This window comes from Streptomyces mayteni (genome assembly GCF_054783955.1).
In genome coordinates this window covers 24,279-47,182 of the sequence record NZ_BAAGPR010000004.1, presented here as the reverse complement: position 1 = coordinate 47,182, position 22,904 = coordinate 24,279, and the positions used below count along the sequence as shown (strand labels likewise).

Annotated in this window: 19 protein-coding genes and 1 pseudogene; 17 read left to right on the top strand and 3 right to left on the bottom strand. The window is 68.1% G+C overall.

The features are described from left to right. Nucleotides 1-1,578 (top strand): alpha-amylase family glycosyl hydrolase, encoded by a 1,578-nt coding sequence (locus tag ACYVPE_RS03010; RefSeq protein ID WP_461031774.1) that lies wholly within the window; start codon nt 1-3, stop codon nt 1,576-1,578. A 453-nt stretch (nt 1,579-2,031) separates the two neighbouring features. On the opposite strand, the gene ACYVPE_RS03005 is transcribed toward ACYVPE_RS03010, so the two are convergent. Together ACYVPE_RS03005 and ACYVPE_RS03000 are read right to left on the bottom strand one after the other, a co-directional pair. Next, complete coding sequence (locus tag ACYVPE_RS03005) at nt 2,032-3,993, bottom strand: DUF2264 domain-containing protein (RefSeq protein ID WP_461031773.1); 1,962 nt, start codon at nt 3,991-3,993, stop codon at nt 2,032-2,034. Then, nucleotides 3,990-4,973, bottom strand: a complete 984-nt coding sequence (locus ACYVPE_RS03000; protein WP_461031772.1) for a hydroxyacid dehydrogenase — start codon at nt 4,971-4,973, stop codon at nt 3,990-3,992. The genes ACYVPE_RS03005 and ACYVPE_RS03000 overlap by 4 nt, the downstream gene beginning before the upstream one ends. A gap of 247 nt (nt 4,974-5,220) precedes the next feature. Between ACYVPE_RS03000 and ACYVPE_RS02995 the strand changes: the two genes are divergently transcribed. The 10 genes and pseudogenes from ACYVPE_RS02995 (at nt 5,221) to ACYVPE_RS02950 (ending at nt 15,522) form a co-directional block, all read left to right on the top strand. Next, on the top strand, nt 5,221-6,057 hold the full coding sequence (locus tag ACYVPE_RS02995; protein ID WP_461031771.1) for an AraC family transcriptional regulator: 837 nt from the start codon (nt 5,221-5,223) through the stop codon (nt 6,055-6,057). A 400-nt stretch (nt 6,058-6,457) separates the two neighbouring features. After that, on the top strand, nt 6,458-7,312 hold the full coding sequence (locus ACYVPE_RS02990) for an ABC transporter permease (RefSeq protein WP_461031883.1): 855 nt from the start codon (nt 6,458-6,460) through the stop codon (nt 7,310-7,312). 56 nt (nt 7,313-7,368) lie between these two features. Further along, nucleotides 7,369-8,232 (top strand): carbohydrate ABC transporter permease, encoded by an 864-nt coding sequence (locus ACYVPE_RS02985; protein WP_461031882.1) that lies wholly within the window; start codon nt 7,369-7,371, stop codon nt 8,230-8,232. Nucleotides 8,233-8,330: 98 nt separating this feature from the next. Further along, entirely contained in the window at nt 8,331-9,992 is a 1,662-nt protein-coding gene (locus ACYVPE_RS02980; RefSeq protein ID WP_461031770.1) for a type 2 periplasmic-binding domain-containing protein, read from the top strand. Between the two features lie 173 nt (nt 9,993-10,165). After that, nucleotides 10,166-11,005 (top strand): annotated as a pseudogene (locus ACYVPE_RS02975) (alpha-L-rhamnosidase-related protein); the annotation flags it as partial. Then, complete coding sequence (locus ACYVPE_RS02970) at nt 10,933-11,151, top strand: alpha-L-rhamnosidase C-terminal domain-containing protein (RefSeq protein WP_461031769.1); 219 nt, start codon at nt 10,933-10,935, stop codon at nt 11,149-11,151. The pseudogene ACYVPE_RS02975 and the gene ACYVPE_RS02970, both read left to right, overlap by 73 nt. A 522-nt stretch (nt 11,152-11,673) precedes the next feature. Beyond that, nucleotides 11,674-13,002, top strand: a complete 1,329-nt coding sequence (locus ACYVPE_RS02965) for a glycoside hydrolase family 71/99 protein (RefSeq protein ID WP_461031768.1) — start codon at nt 11,674-11,676, stop codon at nt 13,000-13,002. 97 nt (nt 13,003-13,099) lie between these two features. Next, nucleotides 13,100-13,894 carry a LacI family DNA-binding transcriptional regulator gene (locus tag ACYVPE_RS02960; protein WP_461031767.1) on the top strand — a complete coding sequence of 265 codons (795 nt, stop codon included), beginning with the start codon at nt 13,100-13,102 and terminating at the stop codon, nt 13,892-13,894. A 211-nt stretch (nt 13,895-14,105) separates the two neighbouring features. Beyond that, entirely contained in the window at nt 14,106-15,239 is a 1,134-nt protein-coding gene (locus ACYVPE_RS02955; protein WP_461031766.1) for a glycosyltransferase WbsX family protein, read from the top strand. 31 nt (nt 15,240-15,270) lie between these two features. Then, nucleotides 15,271-15,522, top strand: a complete 252-nt coding sequence (locus tag ACYVPE_RS02950) for an HAD hydrolase-like protein (RefSeq protein WP_461031765.1) — start codon at nt 15,271-15,273, stop codon at nt 15,520-15,522. A 65-nt stretch (nt 15,523-15,587) separates the two neighbouring features. Here ACYVPE_RS02950 and ACYVPE_RS02945 read toward each other — a convergent pair whose 3' ends face one another. Next, entirely contained in the window at nt 15,588-16,307 is a 720-nt protein-coding gene (locus ACYVPE_RS02945) for a GntR family transcriptional regulator (RefSeq protein WP_461031764.1), read from the bottom strand. 247 nt (nt 16,308-16,554) lie between these two features. Here ACYVPE_RS02945 and ACYVPE_RS02940 point away from each other — a divergent pair, with 247 nt between their 5' ends. From ACYVPE_RS02940 to ACYVPE_RS02915, 6 genes are all read left to right on the top strand, one after another. Then, a complete protein-coding gene (locus tag ACYVPE_RS02940; protein ID WP_461031763.1) occupies nt 16,555-17,787 on the top strand; it encodes an ABC transporter substrate-binding protein in 1,233 nt (410 codons plus the stop codon). 181 nt (nt 17,788-17,968) lie between these two features. Continuing rightward, a complete protein-coding gene (locus ACYVPE_RS02935) occupies nt 17,969-18,772 on the top strand; it encodes a carbohydrate ABC transporter permease (RefSeq protein WP_461031762.1) in 804 nt (267 codons plus the stop codon). After that, on the top strand, nt 18,769-19,581 hold the full coding sequence (locus tag ACYVPE_RS02930; RefSeq protein ID WP_461031761.1) for a carbohydrate ABC transporter permease: 813 nt from the start codon (nt 18,769-18,771) through the stop codon (nt 19,579-19,581). The genes ACYVPE_RS02935 and ACYVPE_RS02930 overlap by 4 nt, the downstream gene beginning before the upstream one ends. Before the next feature lie 54 nt (nt 19,582-19,635). Next, on the top strand, nt 19,636-20,442 hold the full coding sequence (locus tag ACYVPE_RS02925) for a 6-phosphogluconolactonase (RefSeq protein ID WP_461031760.1): 807 nt from the start codon (nt 19,636-19,638) through the stop codon (nt 20,440-20,442). A gap of 32 nt (nt 20,443-20,474) precedes the next feature. Then, entirely contained in the window at nt 20,475-21,776 is a 1,302-nt protein-coding gene (locus tag ACYVPE_RS02920) for a family 4 glycosyl hydrolase (RefSeq protein WP_461031759.1), read from the top strand. Further along, nucleotides 21,773-22,771, top strand: coding sequence for an N-acetylglucosamine kinase (locus ACYVPE_RS02915; protein ID WP_461031758.1), 999 nt, complete (start codon nt 21,773-21,775; stop codon nt 22,769-22,771). The genes ACYVPE_RS02920 and ACYVPE_RS02915 overlap by 4 nt, the downstream gene beginning before the upstream one ends. Nucleotides 22,772-22,904 lie beyond the last annotated feature (133 nt).

Below are 22,904 nucleotides of genomic sequence, written 5' to 3'. Positions count from 1 at the left end.
ATGACGAACTGGTGGCGGTCCGCCGTGATCTACCACATATATCCGCGGTCGTTCCAGGACAGCGACGGCGACGGGGTCGGCGACCTCCCAGGGGTGATCGCGCGGCTGCCGTACCTGGCCGAGCTCGGCGTGGACGCCGTCTGGCTCTCGCCGTTCTTCACCTCGCCGCAGCGGGATTTCGGGTACGACATCACCGACCACACCGACGTGGACCCCCTGTTCGGCACGCTCGCCGACGCCGACGCGCTGATCGCCGAGGCGCACCGCCTCGGGCTGCGCGTCCTGTTCGACTTCGTGCCCAACCACACCTCCGTCGACCACTCCTGGTTCAGGCGGTCGCGGGGCTCACGCGTGGACGAGTCGCGCGACTGGTACCTCTGGCGCGATCCCGCGCCCGACGGTGGTCCGCCCAACAACTGGCGTGCGGTCACGGGCGGTTCGGCCTGGACCTGGGAGGAGACCACCGGCCAGTACTACCTGCACTCCTTCCTGCCCTGTCAGCCCGACCTCAACTGGCGCAACCCGCGGGTACGCGAGGCGATGCACGACGTGATGCGGTTCTGGCTGGATCGCGGCGTCGACGGTTTCCGCGTCGACATGGTCGACTACCTCGTGAAGGACCGGCACTTCCGGGACGAACCGACGGACGCCGAGGGCGGCTACCGGCCGGCCACCGCCCGCTACCAGCTCAACCAGCCGGAGATCCTGCCCCTGTTGCGGGAGTTCCGGCAGATCGTGGACGCGTACCCGGGGCGGGTGCTGCTCGGTGAGCTGGAGTACGGCCTCAGTCCCGAACAGCTCAGCGGCTACTACGGCGACGACGACATGCTCCACCTCCCCTTCAACTTCTGGCTGCTGTTCCTGCCCTGGGAGGCGGACGAACTACGCCGGTTCGTCACCGCCTACGACGGCACGCTCCCCGCACACGCCTGGCCCAACTGGGTGCTCGGCAGCCACGACGTCTCCCGACCCGCCAGCCGGCTCGGCCCCGAGCGGACCCGAGCGGCCCTGCTGCTCCTCCTCACCCTGCGCGGCACGCCGGTGCTGTACTACGGGGACGAACTCGGCATGGAGGACGTGCCGGTCCCGGCAGAACGGGTTCAGGACCCGTGGGAGGCCGTCCAACCAGGGCAGGGGCGCGATCCCGCACGCACCCCGATGCCGTGGACCACCGAGCCGAACGGCGGCTTCTGCCCGCCGCGCGCCCGCCCCTGGCTACCACTCGGCGACCGGTACACGGAGTACAGCGTCGAACGGCAGGACGCGGACCCGGCCTCGATGCTGGCCTTCGTCCGCGAACTGCTCGCCCTCCGCCGAGCCAGCGCGGCGCTCTCCCGAGGCCGCTGGGTCCCGGACGGCTCCCCGCAGGAGTGGGTACTGGCGTTCACCAGAGAGTTCGGGGACGAGCGGGTGCGCGTGCTGATCAATCTCGGCCCCCGGTCGGCGACCGTCCCCTTGGACAGCGCCGGGTACTCGGTGCTGCTCTCCTCCTCCCCGGCCCGTGACCGGCGGGCCACGGTCACCGACCTGGTACTCGGGCCCCACGAGGGCTGCGTCCTCGGCGCGGCGGCCCGATAGCAGCGCCACCCCCGGCCACCGTGCCGGCTGGCTCAGCGCGTTTCATTTCCCGCTCGCAAGAGCGGCGTTTCGGCGGGTCACAGGGCCGTTGTTGCGCCGGCAGATTCACGGTCTCCCCGCTACGAGCCCCTGACCAGGTGCTTTCCGGCTCTTGGCGCCCGCTGTCCCACAAATACCCCACAGGAGCGATCCGAAGGACGGCGGCGACGTCACGGGAGTGAGAGGCGACAGCGCTGATCCAGTCTTCGGACGCCACTCCTCCTGCGTCGTGGGGACTGCGACACGGCCCACTGGTTCCAACCCTCGGTCGTCCGGAAGGGCGGCCGCCACGTGGAACGCCTCGGGGATGGACTTGCGGGAGACTCGTTGCCCACACCCACGGCCACCGTCCGGGCCAGCCCGTTCATGCTCTCCGTCCCGCAGCGCCACTCGGCCCCCGTGCCCGCTGCCTGGTCAGGTGGGCAACAGGAACTCCGAGGGCGCGCCGTCATGCCAGGAGACGACGACCCGATGCCCCTTCCCGGCGACGCTTTCGACCGTGACCTCCGGGGCCGGCTCGTTGGTGGGCCGGCGAGTCAGGGTGACGAGGGAAGCGACGACGTCGCCAACCGCTACGGCCCGCGTGGCGAGCCACGGCACGGCGGTGTACTCACCGAGGGGGCTGGTTCCGCGTTCGACGGAGACGTCGGCCTCGGCCAGTCCGCGAAGGCCGCGAATGACGGAGCGAAGATCGGCACTCGCCGCCTCCGCGAACAGGTGCGAGGAGCCCGCGCCCGAGTGTGCCCGAGGCGGCTCGGAGGAGGCCACGGGCCAGCCTCCGACACGTAGCCTCACGGCCGATGTCGCGCCGTCCACCCGCGCCAGGCGCACCTCGAAGCCGCCGCGGACCACGGAAGCGACGGTGAGGACCGGACCAGATGTCACGGTGCCGGTCGGGCCCGCTTGGAAGTCGGGAGGGGTGTCGTCCTTCACGTCTATCCAGCGCACGGGCCCCTGCGAGGCGGCGACGAGCACACCGCCCGCCAGTTCCCGGGTGAACAGGGTGCGGAACCCGCTTCGGTGGCTGGCCCTGCCGGCCGCGTCGAGCAGTACCACGGCGTTGTCGACGGGATCGGCGACCGATGGCCCCGTCATCGCGGGCACGGTCGCGGTGGAGTAACCGAGTCGGGCATACAGTGGGGAATCGGCGCAGGTCGCTCCGGGCCGCGCCGCGTCCGTGCCGTGGTTGAGTACGGTGACGATTCCGTCCTCCTGCCGTGCGGACACCAGCCAGCCGGGGGCCTCGATCACGCGAGCGATGTCACCGGTCTCGACGGGGAGCGGCCGTTCCGGGTCGGCCCATACGGGATGGTCCTGCGGCAGGAGCAGGCCCAACATGCCTTTCGCCGCCCAGTAGGGTGACCCCGGCCCTGAATAGGACTGGCGCATCCGCGGCCAGGGGCCGTGCCACCCCAGGCTGAGCAGGCCGTCCGGCTTGAACGCGCCGTGCTCTGCGAAGTGCGAGACGATGCCGCTGGCCGCGCGGCGCAGCGAACCCGGCGGATGCTGCCCCGCATCGGTGAGTGCCGCCATCCACAGTGGGGCCGCGGCGGCGAAGCGGTAGGTGAGGCTGCGGCCCTGCAACAGCGGGGATCCGTCCGCGCCGATCAGTCGAAGCACGTCGTCGGTGTAGCGGCCCAGATCAGCCGCCCACTGCGCACGCAGTTCCGACGGGCACAGGGATCCGGTGACGTCGAACAGCCGAGTCCACAACAACGGGTACACGTGCAGAGCCCAGCCGTTGTAATGGTCGAAGCCGCGGCCGTGACCGTCGGCCAGCCAGCCGTCGGCCCGCCGCAGCGACTCGTGAACGGCGAGGCTCTCCTCGATCTCCGTGACCGACCAGGGGCCCCCGACCTCGCGGAGGAACGACTGCACGATGACCCGGAACCACACCCAGTTGCTCTGCGGATACCACTGTCCGATCACGGCGGACAGCCAGTCGACGGTCCGCTCGCGGACGCGTTCGTCCAGCCGGTCCCAGAGCCATGGCCGGGTCAACTGAAGGATCAGCGCGATCGAAGCGGCTTCCACCTTCGCCTGGTTCAGCTCGTCGTCGGGACGCGGCCAGGCCTCCGGGGAGGACGGGTTCGTCCCCGCCGCGAGACCACGGGCGTACCTGTCGAGGAGGTTCCCGGGATCGGCGCCGTCACGGCCGGCCACGAGGAATCCCGCGATCAGAAAGGTGCGAGCGAACCCCTCGAGTCCGTCGGAGACCGCGCCGGCGACGCTGGTCGGACCCGGAAGGTCGATCCTGGCACCCGTCGGCGAGCGGTAGGGGTCGACCGCCGCGAGCATGTGGTCCGCCAACGCCTCCCAGTGGTCCCGCGTCAGTCCGGTGTACGGAGAGTGTATGAAGTCGAGTGGACTTGTCATGCTTGTACCGCCAAGCTCTGTCGGGTGACGGGGCTCAATGGGGTCAAGCCGGCGGCATAGCGCTCGAGCTCGGTGAGTGCCGCGCCGGTCATGAGGCGGGTCTCTGCCCCCTGTGCCCCCGCGACGTGCGGGGTCAGCAGGACGTTGGGAAGGTCGTAGAGCGGGGAGCTCGCGGGCAGCGGCTCGGGATCGGTGACATCGAGGACGGCGTCCAGCCGCCCCGACGCACAGGCACGTTCGAGCGCCAGCGTGTCCACCAGCGCCCCGCGAGCCGTGTTGATCAACGTGGCGCCTGACCGAAGGCTCGCCAGTTCGGATTCGCCGATCATGTGGCGAGTCTCGGGCAGGGCGGGTGCGTGCAGTGACAGGACGTCCGCGCGCGGCAACGCATCGGCCAGGTCCACGAGTTCGGCACCCGCCGCACTCACCTCAGCGGGGTCCGCGTACGGATCCACGACGAGAATCGGGCCGTCGTGCGGCGTCCGCAGCAGGGCGACCGCACGTCGTCCGATGCGGGAGAAGCCGACGATCACGACCGTGCGGTGGTAGCCGCTCAGCTTGCCCCGGCGGTCACGGTAGGTCCAGTCCTGGCGGTACCGGCGAGCGTCCTGCGCCAGGAACGGGACTTTCTTCAGGGCCCACAGCACCGCGGCCACCGTGTACCGGGCGACCGGCTCGGCGTTGGCGGCAGCAGCGGTGGTGACCAGGATCCCGCGTGCGAACACCGGATCACCCACGTGCCCCCGGACGCTGCCCGCGGCGTGGAGGACGGCGCGCAGACGCGGCGCGGCCCGCAGCACGTCCTCGTCGAGCGGCGGGCACCCCCAGGAGGTGATCAGGACCTCCACCTCGGCGAGACGAGTCCGGACGCCAGGGGAACTCAACTCCTCGGCCGCCAGCGGCTCGGCAACCGACGCGGCAGCGCGAAGACGCGTCAGCTCGGGTTCGCCGAACTGCAGTCGCAACGTGTCGCGCCCCATCACCAGCAGAGTCTCCGGACTGCCTCTGGGCCGCTCACGAGGAACCGGAACCTGGCACGGGATCGAGTGCTGTTGTTCTCTCACAGAGGCGATGTTATTTAAGGTGGCCCGGACGTAATGCTGGGCTGGATTGTGGGAGAGTGGGAGAAAATTGGCTCGCGAACCGAGATACCGATATGAGCGGGCGGCGGTGTTCTGCCCGGACGGACTCCCTGTCTGGGCTGATCGCCACGAGCTCCCGGCCGACGTGGCCGCGCACGATCACGACTACCTGGAGATCGCACTCGTCACCCAGGGCAACGGGCTTCACATCGCAGCTGACGGCGACCATCCCATCCGTCCGGGAAGCGCCGTCGTGATCCCGCCGAACCAGTGGCACGCCTACCGGGAGTGTGAGGACCTGGTGGTCTTCGACTGCTTCGTCGCCCCGGAGCTGGTCCACAGCACGTTGACTTTCCTCGACTTCGAGTTGCCGCTGATGGAGGCACTGCATTCCTCGAACCTCCTGCTGCCGCTGCGAGTGCAAGTCGGTTCGGGCGAACTGGGCTCGGTCACCGAGGAACTGCGCAGCATCAGCGACCGTACTTCCGCACGACGTTCGCACGTCAAGGTCATCGCGCACCTCCTGATATACCTCGACATCCTGAACCACTTCTGGGTCGCCGACGATTCCGCACCGCGCCGCCGACGCGCCACGCTCCATCCCGCGGTGTCCCGCGCCGTACAGGCCATGGAGCACGACCCCGGGTACGCGTGGACACTCACGGAACTCGGCGCCCTGACCGCAACGGAACGCACGTACCTCATCCGGTTGTTCCAACGCGATCTCGGCGCGCCGCCGATCGCCTACCTCAATCGACTCAGAGAACAGGCCGCGGCCCAGCTTCTCGTCCAAACCGACCAGCCGGTGGCCCGGATCGGCGCGCAACTCGGCTGGGAGGACGCCGGCTACTTCGCACGCCGATTCAAGGCCGCCTACGGGCTCACCCCCTCGGCCTACCGGAGGCGCGCCCTGACGGGCCAGGGCCGGGACCACCTCCCGGCATCCGCCGAATCCGGCTTGCCGAGCAGCGTCGACGACTGACCTGCTCCGTGTGCGCGGCGACCGCCGGCTCGCAAAGGTTCACCCGACAGTCGCCGCCAATGCGCTGAGCGCCACCTTGCCATCCAGCAGGGCGGGGCAACTTTGTCCGACTGTTGCCCAATACTAGCCATGGTGGCTCCCAACTTCGGACAACTAGTGTCGCGATCGTGACTGAGCAGCGTTACTCCCATGAGGGCATTCCCCAAAAATATCGCCATTCGGGATCGCGGGCATGAGCGGGCCTGACATCAAGATTGCGGTTAACGGCCCGCCAGACCGCGACACTTCGCAACGTGAGCCTCGAAGAGATGCCCGTGACGGCGGTTCCCTCGTGCAACCGACGCGACCTCGGCCAACAAAACTCAGTCGCCTGCGACGTGATCGGTTGTTCATCCTCCTGATGCTTCCAGGGATCGCCTATTTCCTGGTCTTCCATTACGGAGTGCTGTTCGGAAACGTCATCGCCTTCAAGGACTACATACCCTTCGAGGGGTTCTGGGGCAGCGCCTGGGTCGGCGTCGAAAACTTCAGCGATCTGTTCGGTGACCCCGGCTTCTGGCAGGCCGCCCTCAACACGGTCGAAATCGCCGTCCTGCAGTTGGTCTTCTACTTCCCAGCCCCGCTTGCGCTGGCCCTGCTCCTCCACAGCCTCACATCGAACACGCTCCGCAGGGTCGTGCAGTCGGTGGTGTACCTGCCGCACTTCATGTCCTGGGTGATCGTGGTCGCGATGGCCCAGCAGATGCTCGGCGCCACGGGCTTGTTCAATTCCATGCTCTCGGGGGCCGGGCTCCACACGGTCGACATCATCGGCAACCCGGAGTTGTTCAAGCCGCTGACGGTGCTACAGGTCATCTGGAAGGACTGCGGCTGGGGAACGATCATCTTCCTCGCCGCACTGACCCAGGTCGACGACCAGCTCTACGAGGCCTCGGCCCTCGACGGGGCCGGCCCCTGGCGGAGGTTCTGGCACGTCACCCTGCCATCCATCCGGCCCATCGTCATCCTGCTGCTCATCATGCGGATCGGGGACATCCTGTCCGTCGGCTTCGAGCAGATCCTGCTACAGCGCACGACCGTGGGCCCCGAGGCCGCCGAGATCATCGACACCTTCGTGTACTACAAGGGCATCATCGGCGGCGACTTCAGCTATGGCGTCGCGGCCGGCCTCTTCAAGGGAGTGGTGGGGGTCATTCTCGTCTTCGCCGCCAACAGGCTCGCGCACCGCCTCGGGGAACAGGGGGTCTACAAGTGAGTCGCCAGACCCGTCAGAAGAGCCGCGGGCCGGCCGAACACGTCCGCCCGGTCTGGATGGAGAAGCCACGCAAGGCCACGCTCGCCGCGAAGGGAATCGCCCTGGCGGTGATCGTCGTGCTGGTCCTGGTGCCGTTCCTGGTGGTCGTCGCCACCTCGCTGTCGTCCACCGAGTCCGTTGTGCAGAACGGCGGTTGGGTCCTCTGGCCCACGGACCCGTCCCTCGAGGCGTACCGGCAGATCTTCAACGGCGGCATCGTGACCCACGCGCTGGCTGTGAGCGTGGGGGTCACCGTGGTCGGGACGGCCGCCAGCATGGTGTGTACGGTCATGCTGGCCTACGCGCTCGCCCGGCTCAGGGTCTTCGGCGGCAAGCCGGTACTCCTGCTCGTGCTCTTCACCTTCCTCTTCCCGCCCGGGATGATCCCGACCTATCTGATGGTCCAGAACCTCGGGCTCCTGGACAACTACGCCGCACTGATCGCCCCCGTCCTGATCAGCGTCTTCAACCTGGTGGTCCTGCGCGGGTTCTTCCAGTCCATCCCGGAGGAACTCTACGAGGCGGCACGACTGGATGGCGCGGGTAATCTCAGGATCCTGGTCACCGTGGTGCTGCCGCTGTCCAAGGCGGCGCTCGCCATCGTCTCCCTTTTCTATGCCGTCTCCTACTGGAACTCCTGGTTCCAGGCCTCGATCTACCTGGACGCGGAACACTGGCCGCTTCAACAGGTGCTCCGCACCTACGTCCTGAGCGGCGCCCAGATCGCCAACTCCAACGGCGCCGGTGACGCGGCGATGGCCGCCCCGCAGACCATTCAGATGGCCGTCCTGGTCGTGGCCACCGTGCCGATCCTGCTCGTTTATCCATTCCTCCAGAAGTACTTCACCAGTGGCGTACTCACCGGCGCCATCAAGAGCTGAACCCGGGCCGCCCCACCTTTCTCCTGAAACCGATCAGCGACGGCTGAACGCTGGGACCGCACGCCCCGAACCCCTCATCCCGAAGGGAATGTACGACCATGCCCTCCTTTTCCCGGCGCTCCTTGCTGCGCTCCGTCGGTATCGCGTCCGCGGCGATCGCCGCACCCCCGCTGCTGACTGCCTGCGGCAGTTCCGGCACGTCCCGCAGCGCCGCCAACAGTGGGACGGAGCTGGCGCCCTGGCCGACCTATGTGCGCAGGGACGGCGTCGCGCCCGACCTCGAGGGCGATGCCGCCACGGGAATCCAGGACGCCTACCTGACGTACCCGTCCCAGCTCACCAAGGGCACCTCCGAGCCCCCGGGTGACGGCTCCACGCTCAGGGTCATGACCATCAGTTACGGCACTGCCCCGACACCGCGCGGCCAGAACGAGTACTGGCAGGCCATGGAGAGGGCGCTCGGGGTGGAGATCGACTTCACCCCGGTTCCGGCCTCGGACTTCCCGGCAAGGATGGCCACCCTCATGGCCAGCAACGACCTGCCCGACATCCTGAATCTCGGGGCCGGGGCCAACTTGCCCCATGAGGCGACCTTCGTCCTCAGAATGATGGCCGACATCTCGGAGTTCGTGTCCGGCGACGCCATCAGGGACTACCCCAACCTCGCCAACATCCCCACCGCCTCCTGGCAGGCGGTGGGCCGATTCCACGGGGGCATCCACGGCGTGCCCATCCATCGCGCCAGGCCGAGCGTGGTGTTGTGGATCAACGGCACCGCCTTCGAGGAGCAGGGCTTCCGAGCCGACGACAGCGGCTACAGCCGTGACGACTTCACCCGCCTCCTTCAGGATCTGACCCAGGGCAGGAAGTACGGCATGGGCGCGTCGAAGGACAACGGGCTCAACTGGTTCGGTGCGCACGCCCAATTCCACGGAGTGCCGAACACCTGGTCGCTCTCGGATGGCGAGTTCACCAGTTACTACGAGAGCCCTCATTTCAAGGAGACGCTCGCCTACCTGAACACCCTGTGGAGGGGCGAGCAGTACTACCCGGACTCCGTCGCGACGTCCACCGTCGACCTGAAGACTCAGTTCTACAACGGCACAGTGCAGTCCTACACCGACGGTTTCGGCGCTCTCCCGACCACGCTCAGCCAGGTACACGACTTCCAGGCGACACCGATGATCTCCTACGCCCCGGACGGCGTCGCCCCGACGCCCTGGGCGGCTCCTGGCTACGCCGGTTACACCGTCGTCAACAGAAACCTGTCGCAGTCGAAGATCAGGATGATCCTCAGGGTGCTGGACTTCCTCGCCTCGCCGTTCGGCACCGAGGAGTACGAGTTGCTCATGTACGGCGTGGAGGGCACGCACTTCACGTACGACTCGAACGGGGACCCGACACCAACCGAGCGTGGCAGGACCGAGAACGTCGTCAACCTGCCGTTCTATTACCTGTGCGCCGCCCCGCAGGTGTTGTACGTGCCCAATGCCTCCGAGGGTGTCAGGACCGCCTATGAGTGGCAGCGCCGGACGTGCCCCGAGTTGATCGACAATCCGGCGACCGGCCTGCGTTCCGACACCCTGAGCACCGCTGGCGCCACCCTCGGCCAGGCCATGGACGACGCGATCGTCGGCGTCATCACCGGCCGACAGCCGGTCAACTCGTGGGACGAGGCCGTCAGCAGGTGGAAGTCCGACGGCGGCGACGCGATGGCCGCGGAGTACGAGTCGGAACACGCGGCGGACACGAGTGGGTGATCCGGGGCCTGGTCGGCGACGGGGAAGAACGACAGGAGACCACGTGGACCACGGAAGCGAGTTCATTCGCCTAGGTACCCCGAGGGCCGAGCACCACCAGGAGCCGCTGGGCATCGGGGAAACGCGTCCGCGCCTGTCGTGGAAACTCCTGGAACGGACATGCCGCGAACCGGCACATTCCCTATTTCGTCCCCTCGATCCCCGCACCCCCTCTCACACCAGAGACGCTCACGCCGGCGGCTGCCTGGGGGGATGTCGCGACCCTCACGCCATGGGAGTTGTACCAGCACTACGGCGACGTGGAGGTGCTGCGGGCGCAGTACCCCAGCGCGAAGGCATGGGTCGACTGCGTGACGGCCCACGCTGGTGACGATCACCTGTGGGATACGGGGTTTCAGTTCGGCGACTGGCTCGACCCGTCAGCCCCGCCGGACGACCCGACCGCCAACAAGGCCGATCCCGCGCTGATAGCCACCGCCTACCACGCACGTTCCGCCGCGGTCCTCGCCGAGACGGCGCGCACCCTGGATCGTTCCGAAGACCATCAGCGCTATGAGCGGCTCGCCCGTGACATCGCGGACGCGTTCACCAGGCGGTGGATCCTTCCCTCCGGGCTGCTCGACAACGACGCCCAATCCTCCTACGCGCTCGCTCTCCGCTTCGATCTCTTTCCCACTGCCGCACAGCGCGTCACCGCGGGCCGGCGCCTCGCGGAGCTGGTGCGGGAGGCCGACCTCCACATCGCCACCGGATTCGTCGGCACCCCGATCATCTGTGACGCCCTCACCGACACCGGGCATCTCGACACCGCGTACGCCCTGCTCCTCAAACAGAGCTGCCCATCCTGGCTGTATCCGGTCACGCAGGGTGCGACGACGATCTGGGAACGCTGGGACAGCCTGCTCCCCGCCCTGGCGGCGGCCTCACCCACGCGGCCGGGGTGCGGGAAACGCCCTACGGGCGGGCCGAGGTCAGCTGGCGACGCGGGGCGGACGGTTTCTCCCTCGCCGTGACCGTGCCCACCGGGGTCACCGCCACCGTGTGTCTCCCGGGCCAGGCTCCGAGGACTGTGGAATCGGGACGTCATCATTGGCACATCCCGCCCCTGGCGCTGGAAAACATCGTCCCACGATCGGGCAATCACGTCCCAGGCCTGTGAGGACCGCCGCCGCTATCGTTCCCCACACCGAATTACCTGCGGTTCACATCGTCGTCGACGATCTGGAACAAACCGCGATTCATTCGGTTCGCTCACCGTAACGGGCTCGCGAATACATGCGCGCGTCATACACATCGCAGGAGGTAGCCAATGACGGGAAGGGAAGCACATGGGGGCGCGGCCGAGGGGATCGGACGAAGGGCGGTCCTCAGAGGCGCGTCAGCCGTGGCGGGCGGAGTCGTGTGGGGTACGCCCGGCGTCGCGGCAGCGGCGGGCCAGCAGGGAAGACGCGCGGACAGAACACTGGTCGGGGCCATTCGCTGGGACGCGTGGACCGGCCCGGACTGGACGGTGGGAAGCAATGTCAACCGAAGCCTTTCCCCGGAGGAATACCATTTCCGCCTGCCGTTCTACGCGGACATCACCATCCCCCGGCGCACGCTGATCAGCCAGGACTTCGACAGAGAGGCCATCGGGGCACGCCCGGCCCGGTGGAGCGTCTCCGCGCCGTCCGGTTCCGCGGTGTCCGTCACGCAGGTGCCGGGCCGCGAGGGCAGGAGCGTGCTCCTGCACGACGCCTCAGGAACGGCGGCCATCACGATGTCGCGGACCTTCGCCTCCCAGGAGCGAGCGGTCACCGTGGAGTGGCAGTGGAAGGAGAGCCAGGCCGGCCGGCGGTCGGGAGCGAAGTTGGGCAACGGCGCCGCGGTGGTCGTCGACATCGCGACCAGGGACGAGTCCGGCACCAAGCAACTCGTCTACCGCACCGCCGACGGCACGTGGAGCGTCATCCAGACCATCGGCGACGACACGTGGTACACGGTCAAGGTCACAGCGGATCCGGCCCCTCCGGCCGGAGAGGCACCATGGGTCGACATCTTCGTCGACGGCATCCGTAAGGTGATGCACGTCCCCTTCCGTACTGCCACGACGGCGCTCGACACGCTGACCTTCTCCACCGACGCGAACAGCACCGGGGACCTCCATGTCGACGGAGTCAGCGTCAAGATCACCGAGTCCGTCAACTGTGACGCGACCACCCAGGAGATAATGGATCGCGAGATCCGGTACGCCAGGGCCGCCGGAATCGACTACTGGGCCTTCGTCTACTATCCGCAGCAGCCGCTGGCGCGGGCCAGAGAGCTCTACCTGGCGAGCACCCACCGGAACGACGTCAAGTGGTGCGCCATTCTGGACGGCAACTTCATCGGAAACTACTCCGCGAACCTTCCGCATCTGGTGTCCCGTTTCGGCGACCCGAACTACCAGAAGGTGCTGGGTGGCCGCCCGCTCGTGTACTTCTTCAACGTCGTGCCGGCCAGCATGGTCAACGCCATGCGGTCCGCCTCCGCGCAAGCGGGATGGCAGGACCCGTACATCGTGGTGATGGCCTGGACCCCGGAATCCGCCGCGGAAGCGAGGGCCACGACGGGCGCGGACGCGGTGAGCCGCTACGCGACCGGCGGCACGAACGGACAGCCCTACGCGGACCTCGCCACCAGCGAGAGCGGCCTGTGGCCGCAGTATGCCCAGGCGGCGGACTACGTCGTACCGACGGTTTCCACCGGCTGGGACAAACGCCCTCGTTTCGACTACCCCATCCCGCACTACTCGGGTTTCAGGGAAGAGTGGGTTCAACAGGCGACGCCGCGGCAGATCGCGGACCACCTCCGAGACGCCGTCGTGTGGTGCGGCACGAACCCGGCCAGCGTGCCGGCCAACACCGTCCTGGTCTACGCCTGGAACGAGTTCGACGAGGGCGGCTGGATCTGCCCGACGCTCTTCGAGATGAGGGGCGCGGGGAAGCCCCTGCGCCTGGACGCCATCTCCAAGGTGCCGCGAGGCGTGTAGCCGGTCCGTCGGCTGTCGTGCGGCTCGCCCGCACGGCACGGGAGCTGGGCGTGCCCCCGCATGAGAGGGAGTCGTGGCGCGAAGTAAGGCGAGCGGGTTGTCAGCCGTTGCACATCTGGCCGGGGTGTCGACCGCCACGGTCTCGAACGTCCTGAACCGTCCTGAGATCGTGGCCGAGTCCACGCGTCAGCGTGTCTTCGCGGCCATCCGCGAACTCGACTTCGTGCCGAGCAGCAACGCCGCCGCTCTGCGACGCGGCACGAGCCGGATGATGGGTCTGGTGGTGCCGGACATCACGAACCCGTTCTACTCGGCGATCGCGGCCGGCGTCGCCCGTGAGGGGTGTTCCGTGGCCGTCGACGACGTACTCGGAGGGCTGCTCGCCGTGCGGCACCTGCTCATATCGCGGGGACCCCACCTCGTACTGGTCAACGGCCCTCGCACGAGCACGCAGTGCGAGAACCGACGAGCCGGCGCCCGCGAGGCCCTCGACCAGCACGGCATCGCCCCGGACACCATGGTCGAGTTCTCCGTCGACGAGATGACCACCGCGGCGGGCCACGAGATCGGGTGCCGACTCGCCTCGGACCGCGTCACGGACGGTGTGTTCTGCGCCAATGACCAACTGGCCGTCGGCGTGATCCGCGGCATGGTGGAGAACGGCGTCCGAGTCCCCGACGATGTCGCCGTGGTCGGCTACGGCGATCTCGCGCTCGCGTCGGAGGGGCCCCTCGGGCTGACAACCGTGGCGCAACCGACAGAGCTCCTCGGCCGAACAGCGGTGGAGGCACTCATCCGAGAAACAGCGGACCAGGAGTCGCCGTCTTCCGCGCACCAGCACTCCGCGACCCTGTTCCGACCCTCGCTGGTCATCAGGGACTCGGCCCCCTGAGGTGAATCATCACGCCTCCGGGATTCGGTGGCCACAAGCCGGTGAGCGCTCGCCGCAGGCCCCCCGCGATGGCAGGTCAACTTTCTCCTGCTTTTACCCAATCGAGGCTGGTGGTGTGCCTGTTTCCCTTCGCTAGGGTCACAGTCGTGACCAGGAAACAACACTCATCCCATGGTTATCGGGCCGGTTCGCGTCGATGGATGTGTTGCGCGTGAGTGAGCGTGAGGTGACGATAGCGGCGTACTATTTCCCGAACTTCCATGTCGACCAGCGAAACGAGAAATGGCATGGGGAGGGGTGGACCGAGTGGGAGTTGGTGAAACACGCCACGCCCAGGTTCGAGGGACATTGGCAGCCGCGTGTCCCGCTCCACGGATACGAGGACGAAGCCGATTCGGCCGTGATGGAGCGCAAGATGGCCATGGCCACCGGCCACGGTGTCGACGCGTTCATCTTCGACTGGTACTGGTACAGCGGTCGCCCGTACCTGGAGCGCCCGCTCGAGACGGCATTCATGCCGAACGCGACAGCCCACGACATGAAGTTCGCCGTCATGTGGGCGAATCATGACTGGACCAACATTCATCCGTGGAAGACCCCGGCACGGGCTCCGCTTCTGGAGTCGGGCAGCGTCGACGCCGCTCAGTTCGAGGCCGCGACAGACTACCTGCTGGCACGGTATTTCAGCCATCCGGGGTATCTACGGCTTGATGGCCGGCCTTATCTCTCGCTCTACGACCTGCCGACTCTTCTGGAGGGGCTCGGCGGAATCAACCGGACGAAGGCCGCGTTGGACGGCCTTCGCAGGCGCGCCACCCGGGCTGGGTACCGTGGCATCCACCTGAACGCCATCTCCCGGGATCAGCCCGTACTTCCCCAGGACGGAATCGCGCTGAACGAGGCGACTGTCGTGAGTCGTCTCGGCCTCGACAGTGTGACCTCCTACGTCTGGGCGCACCACCACCCGATGCCCACGCTCCCCACCCCGTACGCCGATGTCCTGGCGCGGGCCGAGCAGGGGTGGGAGAGGCTCGCGGCCAGGTTCGACCAGCCGTACTTCCCCAATGTGACGGTGGGTTGGGACCCCTCACCCCGCACCGTCCAGTCCGACCGCTACAACCCCGGCCTCGGCTATCCCCACACCAACGTCCTCTCGGAGTGCACTCCGGAGCACTTCGGACGGGCGCTGGAGATGGCGCGCGCGTTCGTCGAGAGGACCGGGGCTCCGCTGCTGACCCTCAACGCGTGGAACGAATGGACCGAGGGCACCTACCTCGAGCCGGACACCGTCCACGGGTACGGGCATCTGGAGCAGATCCGCCGGGTGTTCGGAACCCGTCGCTGACCGGTCGTGAACCCCGCTCGCGATGGGGCTGGTGTCGGTTGACACCGGCCCCATGCGGTGGGTGCAGGGGGCAGACAGCGCCGCACACATCGCCGTCGTCGGCGACACCAGCAACGACCTCCTGGCCGGGACGTGTGCCGGCGCCGGGATCGTCGCCGGAGTCCTCACCGGAGCGCACCGCCGCGAGCAACTCCGACACGCCCCGCACACCCACATCCTCGACAGCGTCGACGGCCTCATCCCCCTCGTCGACGCGTTCGGCGCCAGCGGAGAGCTGGGCTGATCGCGGTCGCGATCGACCGGGCGCACGACGATCTTCCGGTGGCGACCGGTCGGACCGCGAAGGGGCTACTCGGTTCGGTAGAGGTCGGCCTCGAAGCGGTATGCGTCGCCTCGATAGACGTTGCGCCCCAGGAGTATCGGCCTGCCGGCGCGGTCGTAGGCGACTTCCCGGCCGATGAGCACCGGTCTGCCGACGGAGATGGTGAGAAGTGCCGCGATCTCTGCGGTGGCCACGTCCGCCTGTACGGAGTACGCGCTGCGGTAGACGGTCACCGCGCACAGCTGCTCGAGCGCGCTGTACAGGGACCGGTCGGTCAGGTCCTCGGCCAGCAGCGACGCGCCCCACGTCATCGGTAACACGTTCGTGTCCACGCAGATGGGTGTGGAGTTCATGCCACGGAGGCGCTTGAGCGACAGCACCTCCGTGCCAGGTGGGATGCCGAGGCGATCGGCCTCGTCGATGGTCGCCGATCGCGCGGTCTGATCGAGGACCTTCGCCGTGGCTCGGAGGCCGCGCAGGCTGGCCATCTCGGTGAAGCTCTGCAGCGTGCTCGGCGGCTCACCGACCGTGGGGCTGGGGACGAACCATCCACGTTGCGGTGAACGAGCCACCCGGCCTTCCCTTTCGAGCCGGTTGAGCGCGACGCGCAGAGTGCTCCTGCTGACCAGGAGCTGTTCTGCGAGCTGGCGCTCTCCCGGCAGCCGCGCGCCCGGTGGGTAGATGCCGCGATTGATCGAATCGCCGAGCATGCGGGCGACGCGGACGGCGATCGTTGGCGTCCTCATGTCCAAGACCGTACCAGTCTCCACCGTGGGCCAAAACTGGTTCGAATACTGGTCCAACTGGACTGCCTCTCGTTACGGTTGCAGCCGCTCGGTCCTCGGCCGAGGGGACGACGAGTCAAAGGAGACTTGGGTGAAGAGGCAGTTTCTCGGAGCGATGGCTCTCGGCTTGGGTGTGGCGACGACGGCGACCTCGTGCGCGCCGGGTGGCTCGACCGCCGCGAACGAATCCCGTGAGGTCTCCAGCGACGTGTCAGGAGAGAACATCACGCTCCGCATGCTCGATTTCTGGCAGGGCGCGGAAGGCGAGTGGGCCGACGCCGTCATCGCCGCGTTCGAGGCCGAGCATCCGAACATCACCGTCGAGCGGACCACCCAGGACTGGAACCAGGTGATCAGTACGCTGAACCTGCGTCTCGCCGACTCGGACGGTCCTGACATCGCGCTGGTCAACAACGGCTGGCAGTCGATGGGAACGCTGGCGGAGGCCGGCCGCATCCTCGATCTCGACGACTACGCGGAGCTGTACGGGTGGGAGAGCGATTTTCCGTCCACCATCCTGCGGCAGGAGCAGTTCACCCCTGACGGAAGCGAGATGGGCACCGGCTCGATCTACGCGACACCGGCCGCCCGCTCGTCGCTCATCGGCCTCTACTACAACACGGAAATCCTCGACCAGCTCGGCATCCCGGTGCCGACGACCCTCGCGGAGTTCGAGGAGGCCTGCGCGGAGATCGCCGCCGACGGACAGGTACCGATCGCCTACGGTTCCCTGGACAAGGGCCCCGCAACGGCCATCCTGCTCGCGGTGCAGAATCTCTTCGGCTCCGCCGAGGACATCGGCGACTTCGTCTACTCCACCGGCACGCCACCCATCACCTCCACGGGGCTCACCGAGGCGGCGACGACCGTGCGGGAGTGGGCGGACGCGGGATGGTTCACGCCGAACCACGAAGGTGTGCAGCACCAGGACGCGATCGATCACTTCCTGAGCGGCGAGGGAGCGTTCCGTTTCGAGTACACCGGCTCACTCGGTTTCTCGACGGAGCAGCGACAGACGTACGGATACACCCAGCTCCCCCAGGTCGACGGCGGTCAGATCGTCGGGACCGGGTCGACCGCGGGCAATCTGGCGATATCCGCGCGCTCCGACCACCCCGACGCCGCCGCGGCCTTCCTCGACTTCATGGCGAGCGAGGCGGCCGCGCAGATCTCCGTCGACCACGGCTACCTGCCCCTGCTCCACACGGATCTGGACGCGCCGGACGACAACCCGGAGTTCCGCACGGAGGTCGAGGCACAGCAGCGGCTCGAAGCGGACAACGGGTACGTGCCGTACTTCGACTGGGCCACCCCCACGATGCTCGACACGCTCGGCGGCGAAACGCAACGACTGCTGGCCGGCCAGATCACGCCGGAGCAGCTGACCGACGCCGGGCAGGACGACTACGACGCGTTCCAGGGGCAGCGGGGGGAGGGCTGATCGCATGACCTCGCACTCTCGACAGGCGACGCGACCAGCGGCGGAATCGTCCGCCGTCCCGCGGATCCCGCGACCGACCACGCCGCGGCCCACCCGAAGGGCCCGGATCTCCGCGCGCGCCCGGAGGCGACGGTGGGTCGGCCTCGGGTTCGCGGCTCCCGCCCTCCTCGCCTACGGCTTCGTGGTTCTCGTCCCGCTCGCGCAGAGCCTCAACTACTCGCTCTACCGATGGGACGGGGTGACGGAGGCCCACTTCGTGGGGCTGGGCAACTACACGGCGTTCTTCGGCGACTCCGAGCTGATCGCCTCGCTGGGGCACGTCCTGGTGTTGCTGGTGTTCTTCGCCCTCGTGCCGATCGCGCTCGGGCTGCTCTCCGCCGCGCTCCTCGGGCGCGGGAAGCTGCGTGGCGCCGGGGTCTACCGGTGGTTGCTGTTCCTGCCGCAGGTGCTCACGACGGTCGTGGTCGCCGTGATCTGGAAACGCGTCTACGGACCGGACGGCCCGCTCAACAGTGCCCTGCGCGCGGTCGGCCTCGGTGATCTCGCGCGCAGTTGGCTCGGGGACTTCACCTGGGCGCTGCCCGCGCTCGGTGTGATCGGCACCTGGACCGCTCTGGGGCTGTGCATGGTGCTGTTCATCGCCGGAGTCGCGGCGATTCCGAAAGAACTCTACGAACAGGCTCGCCTCGACGGTGCCGGTCCGGTACGGGAGTTCTTCGCCATCACGTTGCCCGGCCTGAAGGGACACCTGGCGATCGCGTTGACCCTGACCGTCACCGGGGCGTTGCGTGCCTTCGACCTGGTGTGGGTGACGACGCAGGGCGGGCCGGGAACGTCGACCACCACTCCGGCACTGCTGCTCTACCGCAAGGCGTTTCTGAACCCGGACGTGGGGATGGCGGCCGCGATCGGCGTGGTGCTGGCGCTCGTCTGCCTGGTGGTGGCCCTGATCATCAACCGCCTCTCCGGGGAGAAGAACGCATGATCTCGCGCGGCGAACGCTTTCTGAACCACGCCATCCTCGTCGTCGTCTCGCTCCTCGTGCTCTTCCCCGTGGTCTGGTTCCTCTTCACCGCGCTCAGCCCGAGCCGCGGCGGCCAGATCGATCTGCTGCACCCGCAGTGGGACAACTTCGCCACGGCATGGACCACGGGCGGTTTCGGCAAGGCCATGATCGGCTCCGCGGTGATCACCGTGGGCGCGGTGCTCGGACAAACTCTTGTCGCCGTCCTCTCCGGGTTCGCTTTCGGGGTGCTCGGCGTCGCCGGGCAGCGCATCCTCTTTCCCCTCGTTCTGTTCGGCCTGATGGTCTCCGCCGAGATCTTCATCATTCCGCTGTACCACACGTTCCAGTCCCTGGGGCTGACGAATTCCTGGCTCGGACTGATCCTCATCCATATCGGCATGGGAGTTCCCTTCGGCACGTTCTGGATGCGTGCGACCTTCCGCGCCATTCCCGTGTCGCTGATCGAGGCGGCCGAGATCGACGGCGCGCGGACGTGGCGCATCCTCTGGCAGGTGTTGCTGCCGATGTCCCGCCCGGCCGTGTTGACGCTCGCGCTGTTGTCGACCATGTGGACCTGGAACGACCTCTTCCTCTCCCTCGTCTTCATCGCCGATCCGGAGATCCAGCCGGCCCCCCTGGCACTGGGCGTCTTCCAGGGGCAGCACACGATCGACGTGAACCTTCTGGCCGCCGGCTCGCTGATCGTCGCGCTACCGGTACTGGTGCTCTACGCCTTTTTCCAACGCCATTTCATCCGTGGCGTGCTCGACGGCGCGCTCAAGGAGTGACGCGCCAGCACAGTTTTTCCGCCCCGCCCCCCTGTGAAGAAGGAGTTCGCGCGCATGCGCGTGTCGCCGGAAGTTTACGATTCGCCTGATCAGGTCGGCCGTTTCGCGGCCGAGATGATCGCTGACGGCATTCGGTTGGCCGGGGAAGCCGGTCGGCCCTTCGTGCTCGGCTGTCCGAGCGGGCGCAGCCCGATGGGCACATACCGGCAACTGGCCGGGCTGGTGGCGGAGCGCGACCTCGATCTTCGCCGGGTGATCATCGCCCTGATGGACGAGTACGTCCTCCACGACGGCGACGACGTGCGCCTCATCGACGCCGATCTGCCGCACAGCTGCGTCGGGTTCGGCCGTCGTCACATCCTCGAGCCACTCAACGCCGCGGCACTGCCGAACGCCGGCATCCCGGAGAGCAACCTCTGGTTTCCCGATCCGAGGAGGGAACCCGGGGAGTACGACCGTGCTCTCGCCGCAGCCGGCGGCATCGACCTCTTCCTCCTCGCGTCCGGGGCCTCCGACGGACACATCGCGCTCAATCCGGCCGGGTCCGCCGCCGACAGCCGCACCCGGGTGGTCGAGCTCGGCGAGGGCACGCGCCGGGACAACCTCGCGACGTTTCCCACGCTACGCGGCCTCGACGAGGTCCCCCGGCACGGCGTGACGGTCGGCATCGCGACCATCCGGGACCTCGCCCGCGCCGTCGTCATGATCGCCACCGGCGCACACAAGCAGACGACGGTGCGGCGCCTGGCCGCCGCCGAGGGCTACGAGCCGGACTGGCCGGCCACCGTGCTCAGCGACTGCGCCTCCCCCCGATTCCTCACCGACCGGGAAGCGGCCGCGCTGCTGCCGGCCGCGTCCTGAACCACCTCCACCACGAAAGGCACGCCCACCCCATGGCACGCATCAAGCTCGCATATCTCGGCGGCGGTTCCTCCCGCGCGGCCGGAACGATGGCGTCGTTGCTCTGGCACGGCGAGGAGTTCGCCGGCTCCGAGCTCGTCCTGATCGACCTCGACCCGGACCACCTGGAGGTCGTCCGCGCCATCACCGAACGGATGATCAAGGTCCAGGGCCTCGACCTCACGGTCACCGCCACCACCGACCGCCGGGCAGGGCTGCGCGACGTCGACGCCGTCCTCTCCAGCTTCCGCCCCGGTGGATTCGCCGCCCGAGCCCTCGACGAGCGCATCCCGATCAAGCACGGGGTCATCGGGCAGGAGACCCAGGGCCCCGGCGGCTTCTTCATGTCGCTGCGCTCGGTCAACGTCCTCAAGGGCGTCGTCGACGACCTCAACGCCGTCGCCCCGCAGGCGAAGATCTTCAACTACACCAACCCGGTGAACATCGTCTCCCAGGCCGTCAGCCAGTACAGCGACGTCGAGATCGTCTCGATGTGCGAGGGACCGATGGTGTTCCCGCCCGTCGTGCTCAAGGCCGCCGGGCTCGACCCGGAGCGGGCCCAGGTGACCATGGCCGGCGTGAACCACAACTGCTGGAGCACCGAGCACCTCTACGACGGCCAGGACGTCATGCCCCTCCTCGAAAGGGCCTGGGAGGAACGCAGGGACGACCCGACCCTGGACGCGAACTCACGCCGCGCGCTCCACCTCGCCGTGACCATGGGATCGATCCCGTCCGACTACTTCAACTACTACTACTTCCGCGAGGAACTCCTGCGCGAACAGCAGGGCGCCGCCAAGACCCGGTCGGAGATCATCATGGACTCCGTCCCCGGCTACTGGGAGCACTACCGCGAACAGGCCGGCGCCGCGGCGCCCGAACTGGATCCCGCGCGCTCCCGCGGCGGCATCCACGAGCTCGAGCTCGCGATCGACGTGATGAGCGCCCACTACAACGACACCGGCGCCCTGCTCCCGGTGAACCTCCCGAACGCCGGCGGCGCACTGCCCGGGTTCGAGGAGACCACCGTGGTCGAGGTCTGGTGCACCGTCGACAGGAAGGGCTTCCACATCCGCCCGCAGAAGCCCCTTCCGCACTCCGTCCTCGGCATCACCCAGCAGCTCGCCGAGTACCAGATCCTCGCCGCCAAGGCCGGCTGGGAAGGCACCCGCAAGGACGGCGTCCAGGCTCTGTTGGCCAACCCGCTGGTCGCCAACCTCAAGGTCGCGGAAGAGCTCTACGACGAGATGGCCGTCGCGCACACCGCCCACCTCCCGGAGCGACTGCTGCCGTGAACGACCTCTTCCTCGGCGTCGACGCCGGCAACACCAAGACCATCGCCGCCGTCTCCGACCGGCACGGCAACATCCTGGGCTGGGCACGCGGCGGCCTGGGCGACATCTATGGCGTCGACGCCCCGGAAGAGGCAACGACCGAGGTCCTGCTCCTCGTCGACCAGGCCGTCTCCGCCGCACGGCGCGCCTTCCCCGAAGGGGGTGCGCGCATCGCGGCCGGCGCGTTCCGGCTCGCCGGCGTCGACTGGCCGGAGGACGCGGAGCTCTGGAACGGCGTCCTCCGTTCCCGGCTCGGCCCGGAGGTATCCCTCTCGATCAAGAACGACGGATTCGCTCTCCTCCGATACGGCGACCCCGACGGCGTCGGAGTCGCCGTGTCCCTCGGCACCGGCGCCGCGATCGCCGGGCGTGGCAGGCACGGCGAGGAGTTCGCGATGTCGTGGTGGCTGCAACACCCACTCGGCGCGGCCGGACTCGTCGACGAGGCGCTCCGCGCGATCTACCTCGCCGAGCTGGGCATGGCCGCGAAAACCAGCCTCTCCCGGTCGCTCCCGCGCTTCTACGACGCGGCCTCCGTGGAGGACCTGCTCCACGCCTTCACCAGGAGGGAGAACGCCGGGGGGTCACATCTGCACAGGTCCACGGCCGTGCGCACCGTACTGCACGAGGCGGAAGCCGGCGACCCCGTCGCGATCGCCCTCGTCCACGAGCAGGCCGAACGCGTGATCCACTACATCAGCTCGTGCGCGAGACGCGTGGGCCTGCTGCCAGGCGACGGGTTCACCGTCACACTGGGCGGCTCGGTGGCCGCGGCCGACAACGTGCTCCGTGCGGCGATCCCGCGACGTCTCGCCGCGGCGCATCCACAAGCCCGCGTCGTGACGGAACACGCCGAGCCGATACTCGGAGCGGTCCTCGACGCCCTCGCGGAAGGCGGCGTCGCACCCACCGCCGCTGTGCGCGACGCCGTCACCCGATGGCGACCCGATCGCTGAACGTGGCGCCGCAGCGTCCGCGGCCACGGCCGCGCCCATCCGGAATTTCGGGATCGGCATCGTCGAGACCGGGGACGAGAGCCTCTGTGCCTGAGCTCCTCCTACCTTCCATGCGGGGGTCTTAGAACGTTTT

What these genes read in the sequence shown, in the direction of transcription:
- ACYVPE_RS02985 (WP_461031882.1), top strand. Translation starts at nt 7,369, where the DNA reads ATGGAGAAGCCACGCAAGGCCACGCTCGCCGCGAAGGGAATCGCCCTG.
- ACYVPE_RS02980 (WP_461031770.1), top strand. Translation starts at nt 8,331, where the DNA reads ATGCCCTCCTTTTCCCGGCGCTCCTTGCTGCGCTCCGTCGGTATCGCG.
- ACYVPE_RS03005 (WP_461031773.1), bottom strand. Translation starts at nt 3,993, where the DNA reads ATGACAAGTCCACTCGACTTCATACACTCTCCGTACACCGGACTGACG.
- ACYVPE_RS02990 (WP_461031883.1), top strand. Translation starts at nt 6,458, where the DNA reads ATGCTTCCAGGGATCGCCTATTTCCTGGTCTTCCATTACGGAGTGCTG.
- ACYVPE_RS02945 (WP_461031764.1), bottom strand. Translation starts at nt 16,307, where the DNA reads ATGAGGACGCCAACGATCGCCGTCCGCGTCGCCCGCATGCTCGGCGAT.
- ACYVPE_RS02925 (WP_461031760.1), top strand. Translation starts at nt 19,636, where the DNA reads ATGCGCGTGTCGCCGGAAGTTTACGATTCGCCTGATCAGGTCGGCCGT.
- ACYVPE_RS02930 (WP_461031761.1), top strand. Translation starts at nt 18,769, where the DNA reads ATGATCTCGCGCGGCGAACGCTTTCTGAACCACGCCATCCTCGTCGTC.
- ACYVPE_RS02920 (WP_461031759.1), top strand. Translation starts at nt 20,475, where the DNA reads ATGGCACGCATCAAGCTCGCATATCTCGGCGGCGGTTCCTCCCGCGCG.
- ACYVPE_RS03000 (WP_461031772.1), bottom strand. Translation starts at nt 4,973, where the DNA reads ATGGGGCGCGACACGTTGCGACTGCAGTTCGGCGAACCCGAGCTGACG.
- ACYVPE_RS03010 (WP_461031774.1), top strand. Translation starts at nt 1, where the DNA reads ATGACGAACTGGTGGCGGTCCGCCGTGATCTACCACATATATCCGCGG.